Genomic DNA, 5436 nt, shown 5'->3' on the forward strand with positions numbered 1-5436 from the left:
GGCGCCGGCGGCGCCGCCAGCGGCGGCGCCGCCAGCGGCGGCCCCGCCCTGTCCTTCGAGCTGCGCACGGTCGCCAGCCGCTTTCCGGTCACGCTCTATACCGGCAACGACTGCGGGCCTTGCGGCAGCGGCCGCGCCTTCCTGCAAAGCCGCGGCATTCCGTTCATGGAACGCACGGTGGCCAGCAACGACGACATCGAGGCGCTCAAGCGCATCTCCGGCGCGGCGCGGCTGCCGTTCCTGACCATTGGCGGCCAGCAGATCAACGGCTATTCGGAGCCGGAGTGGGCGCAGTACCTGGATGCCGCCGGCTATCCGCGCGCCTCGCGCCTGCCTTCGGGCTACCGCAACCCGGCGCCGGCCCCGCTGGTGGCGGTGCAAGTGGCACCGGTGCGCCCGGCGGAGCCGCAGCAGCCGCCGCAGGCGCAGCTGCCGTCCCTGACGGCGCCCCCCGCCGGCATCCGCTTTTAGTAGCTGACCGTCTGCACGCCGGCGGCTGTGCCCAACAGGCACACGGCGGCTTTTTGATGGGCGAAGACGCCCACCGTCAGCACGCCCGGCCACTGGTTCACCTCGGTCTCGAAGGCCAGCGGCTCGCGGATGCGCAGCCCCGTCACGTCCAGGATGTGCTGGCCGTTGTCGGTCACCAGCGGCTGGCCGTCCTTGATCCGCACCTTGGCGGTGCCGCCCATTGCCTGGAACTGCCGCACGATGCGCTGGGTGGCCATGGGAATCACTTCCACCGGCAGCGGAAAGCGCCCCAGCACCTCGACCCGCTTGGAGTCGTCGGCGATGCAGACGAAGCGGCGCGACTGGGCCGCGACGATCTTCTCGCGCGTCAGCGCCGCCCCGCCGCCCTTGACCATGTAGCCGCGGCCGTCGATTTCGTCGGCGCCATCGATGTAGACCGCCAGCTCGCCCACCTCGCCGGCGTCGAACACGCGGATGCCCAGCGCCAGCAGCCGCTGGGTGGAGGCATTGGAGCTGGAGACCGCGCCCGGGATGCTGTCCTTGATCCCGGCCAGCGCCTCGATGAACTTGTTGACGGTGGAACCCGTCCCCACGCCCACGATCTCGCCCGGCACCACGTATTGCAGCGCCGCCTGCCCCACCAGCGCCTTGAGTTCATCCTGCGTCACGCACAATCCCCGGTTGATCCAAACGAAGCCGGAATTATCGGATGCCTCTCCTGCCTTATGCGCTGGCGCGCCCTTTTCTCTTCGGGCTGGACCCGGAAGCGGCCCATGAGCTGACCCTGGACGGGCTGGCCCGCCTGCAAGGCACGCCGCTGCAGCGGGCCTGGAGCAATCGCTTCGTGGCCGACCCGGTGGAGCTGGCCGGGCTGCGCTTTCCCAACCGCGTCGGGCTGGCCGCCGGCCTGGACAAGAACGCCCGCTGCATCGATGCCCTGGGCGCGATGGGCTTCGGTTTCGTCGAGGTCGGCACGGTCACGCCCAAGGGCCAGCCGGGCAACCCGAAGCCGCGGATGTTCCGGCTGCCGCGGGCCAATGCGCTGATCAACCGGCTGGGCTTCAACAACGACGGGCTGGAGGCGTTCCTGGCCAACGTGCAGCGCGCGTCGTTTCGGGCCCAGGGCCGGCTGCTGGGGCTGAACATCGGCAAGAACGCGGCGACGCCGATCGAGCAAGCGACCGCCGACTACCTGGCCTGCCTGGAAGGCGTGTACCCGCACGCCGACTACGTCACCGTCAACATCTCCAGCCCCAACACCAAGAACCTGCGGGCGCTGCAAAGCGACCAGGCGCTGGACTCCCTGCTCTCGGCCGTGGCCGCCCGGCGCGGGCAGCTGGCCGCGCGCCACGGCCGGCGGGTGCCGCTGTTCGTGAAGATCGCGCCGGATCTCGACCAGGCGCAGGTCGAGGTGATCGCCGCCACGCTGCGACGCCACGGCATGGACGGCGTGGTCGCCACCAACACCACCATCGTGCGTGACGCGGTGCAGGGCCTGCCGCACGCGCAGGAAGCCGGCGGCCTGAGCGGCGCGCCGGTGCTGGAGGCCAGCAACCGGGTGATCCGCCAGTTGCGCGCGGCGCTGGGCGCGGGCTATCCGATCATCGGCGTGGGCGGCATCCTCAGCGCGGCCGACGCCTTGTCCAAGCTGCAGGCGGGCGCCGATGTGGTGCAGATCTACACCGGGCTGATCTACCGCGGCCCGGCGCTGGTCGACCAGGTGGCGCGCGCCTTCAAGCGGCAGCCAGCAGCTGCGGCGCAACAGCCTCGGCGATAGCCAGCGCGCTGGTCAGCCCGGGCGACTCGATGCCGAACAGGTTGAGCAGCCCGGGCACGCCATGCACGGCCGGGCCGTCGATGCGGAAGTCCGGCGCCTTTTCGCCGGGCCCGTGGATCTTGGGCCGCACGCCGCTGTAGCTGGGCGCCAGCGCCCCGTCGGGCAGTCCCGGCCAGTAGCGCCGCACCTCGGCGTAGAAGTCGACGGCGCGGGCCGGGTTCACCCGGTAGTCGATCTCCTGCGGCGTGCGCACATCCAGCCATTCGAGGTCGGGCCCGAACCTGGCCTGCCCGCCCAGGTCGAGCGTGAGGTGCACGCCGAGCCAGGCGTCGGCCGGCGCCGGGTAGATCAGGTGGCGGAACGGCGACTCGCCGCCAAGGGCGTAGTAGTTGCCTTTGGCGAAGGATTCGCGCGGCACCAAGCCCGGATCCAGCCCTTCGAAGCGACGCGCCAGGCTGCAGGCGTGCAGCGAAGCGGCGTTGACCAGGATGGTGGTGGCCAGCTGGGTGCCGTCGGCCAGCACCACCACGTGCGGCGCCCCGGGCGTGCGCGCCAGCCGAGCCGACTCCACCCGCGAGCCGAGTGCCACCGCGCCGCCGGCGCGTTCGAGGTCGCCTTGCAACGCCAGCATGAAGCCGTGGCTGTCGACGATGCCGGTGCTGGGCGAATGCAGCGCCGCGCTGCAGCGCAATGCCGGCTCCAGCGCCCTGGCCTGGGCGCCCTCCAGCCACTCGACCGGCACCCCGTTGGCGGCAGCCCGCTGCTGCAAGGCGCGCAAGGCCACCACCTCCTGCTCGCCGTTGGCCACCGTCAGCTTGCCGCAGCGCCTGTGTTCCACGCCGTGGCTGGCGCACAGCTCGTACAGCAGCTCCTTGCCACGCACGCACAGGCGCGCCTTGAGCGAGCCAGGGAGGTAGTACAGGCCGGCGTGGATCACCTCGCTGTTGCGCGAGCTCACGCCTTGCCCGATGCCGCCCTGGGCCTCCGCGACGATCGTTTCCTGCCCGGCCTGCGCCAGCGCCCGCGCCACCGCCAGGCCGACGGCGCCGGCCCCGATCACCACCGCATCGACCCGGTCCATCAGCGCGCCGCGTGCTGCTGGCGCAGTTGCTGCGCCGCCAGCACCATGGTGCGCAGCCTGCCTTGCGCCACTTCGCGCGGCAGGTACTTCATGCCGCAGTCCGGCGCCAGGATCACCTGCTCCGGCGCGCTGTGTTCCAGGGCCCGGCGCACGCGCTGGCCACCAGCTGCGGCGTCTCGATGTTCATGTCCGACAGGTCGATGCAGCCGACCACACCTGCTTGTCGCCCAGCTCGCGCAACACCCGCGTGTCCAGGTGCGACTGCGCCGTCTCGACGCAAACCTGGCGGCAGCTGCAGCCAGCCAGCTCCGGCAGGAACGAGTCGCCGTGGGCCGCTCGTGGATGATGGCCGCGTAGCCAAAGCAGATGTGGACGGCGGTGGTGCCCTGCACGCCAGCGAGCGCGCGGTTCAGCGCCGCCAGCCCGTACTGCTGCCGCGCCTTTACGGGCCGCGCCTGCCGGTAGGGCTCGTCGATCTGCACCACGTCGGCGCCGGCGGCGAACAGGTCGCGGGTCTCGGCGTTGACCGCATCCGCATAGTCCATCGCCGCTTCCTCCTCGCTGGCGTAGAAGTCGTTCTGCGCCAGCTGCCGCATGGTGAACGGGCCGGGCACGGTGATCTTGGTCATGCGCGTGGTGTGGCGCTTGAGGAACTTCAGATCCTCCACCTGCACCGCATGGCGGCGGCGGATCTTGCCGACGATGCGCGGCACCGGGTTCGGATGGTCGGAGCGGTCCAGCCCGGTCCCCGGGTTGTCCAGGTCCACGCCGTCCAGCGCGGTGGCAAAGCGGTTCGAATAACTCTCGCGCCGGATCTCGCCGTCGGACACGACGTCCAGCCCCGCCTCTTGCTGCAGCTTGGTCGCCGGCAAGGTGGCGTCGTCCTGGGCCTGCGCCAGGTACGGCTCCTGCAGCCGCCACAGCTCGCGCGCCCGCACGCGCGACGGAAAACGCCCGGCCAGTCTGGCGCGGTCGATCAGCCATTCGGGCTGCGGAAAGCTGCCGACGATGGTGGTGGGGAACAGCAAGTGCGTCTCCTGGTGGTGAAGCCGCGAATTTGGCACAAAACCGCGGCCGTCCGCCCCGAGTTTGCCTCAGCCTACCCGGGAGAACGACAGCTGCTGCACGGTCTGGACCTCGCGCTGGGCCAGGCTGCGGCGCGCCCCCAGGCCTGGCGCTGCGCCTGCCATTGCGCCGCCACCATCAGCGGCCGCGCCAGCCGGCCACGCAGCTGCGGCAGGCCGTGGGCCAGCCACAGCAGCGGCTTCAGCACCACCGGCAGGTGGCGCTCGAACAGTTCGTCGCCCAGGGCGATGAAGGCCTGCGCGCGGCCGGGCGCGCCCTGGCGGCCGGCCCGGCCGAACAGCTGCCAGTCGACCCGCGACGACTCGTGCGCGTCGATGCTCAGCACCTGCAGGCCGCCGGCATCGGCGACGCCGGGCACCAGCAGGATGTCGGTGCCGCGGCCTGCCATGTTGGTCGCCACCGTCACGCAGTGCGACGCGCCGGCATGGGCCACCACCTCGGCCTCCTCGGCGTGCTTCTTGGCATTGAGCACCTTGCACTCGACGCCGGCCGCTTCCAGCCGCTCGGCGATGGCCTCGCTATCCGTGATGCGGCGCGTCCCCACCAGCAGCGGCAGCCCCTGGCGCTGGATCCGGCAGGCCTCGGCCACGATCCCGTCCAGCTTCTGGTCGCGGCTGGCGTAGACGTGGCGCTCGCCGGTGCGCAAGCGGCTGGGCACGCGCGGCGCCAGCCACAGCGTGAGCAGGCCGTAGGTCGACCACATCTCGCGGGCGATGCCTTGCAGCGTGCCGCTGGCGCCCGAGAGCACGTGGTAGCGGCGAAAGAAATCCTGGAAGGTCATGCGCGCCGCCGTCTGCGACGGGTCGGTCAGCTCCAGCCCCTCACGCGCCTCGATGGCCTGGTGGATGCCGTGGCTCCACGAGCGGTCCGGCATCAATCGGCCGGTGTTCTCGTCGGCGCGCTGGTGGCCCGGGGCCACGCGCGCAACGGCTCGATCGGCTGGGGCATGCGCGAGGCCGGCAAGCTGCTGGGCGTGCGCTACGGCCACTACAACGACATCGCCGGCAAGGTGATGGGACTG

At 71.5% G+C, this 5436-nt stretch carries 6 protein-coding genes; 2 read left to right on the top strand and 4 right to left on the bottom strand.

Annotated features, from left to right (window positions below):
* On the top strand, window positions 1-471 hold a 471-nt coding region (locus tag JWP65_RS07260; protein WP_299762092.1), incomplete at its 5' end, for a glutaredoxin family protein.
* Here the strand turns inward: JWP65_RS07260 and rpiA are convergent.
* The gene (gene rpiA, locus JWP65_RS07265) at window positions 468-1139 is read right to left on the bottom strand and encodes a ribose-5-phosphate isomerase RpiA (protein ID WP_299762095.1); all 672 of its coding nucleotides are present in this window, start codon (window positions 1137-1139) and stop codon (window positions 468-470) included. The two genes, JWP65_RS07260 and rpiA, sit on opposite strands and share 4 nt — an antisense overlap.
* Before the next feature lie 41 nt (window positions 1140-1180).
* Here rpiA and JWP65_RS07270 point away from each other — a divergent pair, with 41 nt between their 5' ends.
* Window positions 1181-2248, top strand: coding sequence for a quinone-dependent dihydroorotate dehydrogenase (locus tag JWP65_RS07270; RefSeq protein ID WP_299762098.1), 1068 nt, complete (start codon window positions 1181-1183; stop codon window positions 2246-2248).
* Here JWP65_RS07270 and JWP65_RS07275 read toward each other — a convergent pair.
* The 3 genes from JWP65_RS07275 to JWP65_RS07285 all read right to left on the bottom strand — a co-directional run bounded on the left by JWP65_RS07275 (window position 2205) and on the right by JWP65_RS07285 (window position 5334).
* Entirely contained in the window at window positions 2205-3329 is a 1125-nt protein-coding gene (locus JWP65_RS07275) for an NAD(P)/FAD-dependent oxidoreductase (protein WP_299762100.1), read from the bottom strand. The two genes, JWP65_RS07270 and JWP65_RS07275, sit on opposite strands and share 44 nt — an antisense overlap.
* Window positions 3329-4357, bottom strand: coding sequence for a cobalamin-independent methionine synthase II family protein (locus tag JWP65_RS07280; RefSeq protein ID WP_299762103.1), 1029 nt, complete (start codon window positions 4355-4357; stop codon window positions 3329-3331). The genes JWP65_RS07275 and JWP65_RS07280 overlap by 1 nt, the downstream gene beginning before the upstream one ends.
* A gap of 71 nt (window positions 4358-4428) precedes the next feature.
* Window positions 4429-5334 carry a hypothetical protein gene (locus tag JWP65_RS07285; RefSeq protein ID WP_299762106.1) on the bottom strand — a complete coding sequence of 302 codons (906 nt, stop codon included), beginning with the start codon at window positions 5332-5334 and terminating at the stop codon, window positions 4429-4431.
* Window positions 5335-5436 lie beyond the last annotated feature (102 nt).

This window comes from Ramlibacter sp., from assembly GCF_028292805.1.
Taxonomy (GTDB): Bacteria; Pseudomonadota; Gammaproteobacteria; order Burkholderiales; family Burkholderiaceae_C; genus Ramlibacter.

Excerpts from the sequence above, each read along its gene's own strand:
- JWP65_RS07270 (WP_299762098.1), top strand. The coding sequence starts at position 1,181 with ATGCCTCTCCTGCCTTATGCGCTGGCGCGCCCTTTTCTCTTCGGGCTG.
- JWP65_RS07275 (WP_299762100.1), bottom strand. The coding sequence starts at position 3,329 with ATGGACCGGGTCGATGCGGTGGTGATCGGGGCCGGCGCCGTCGGCCTG.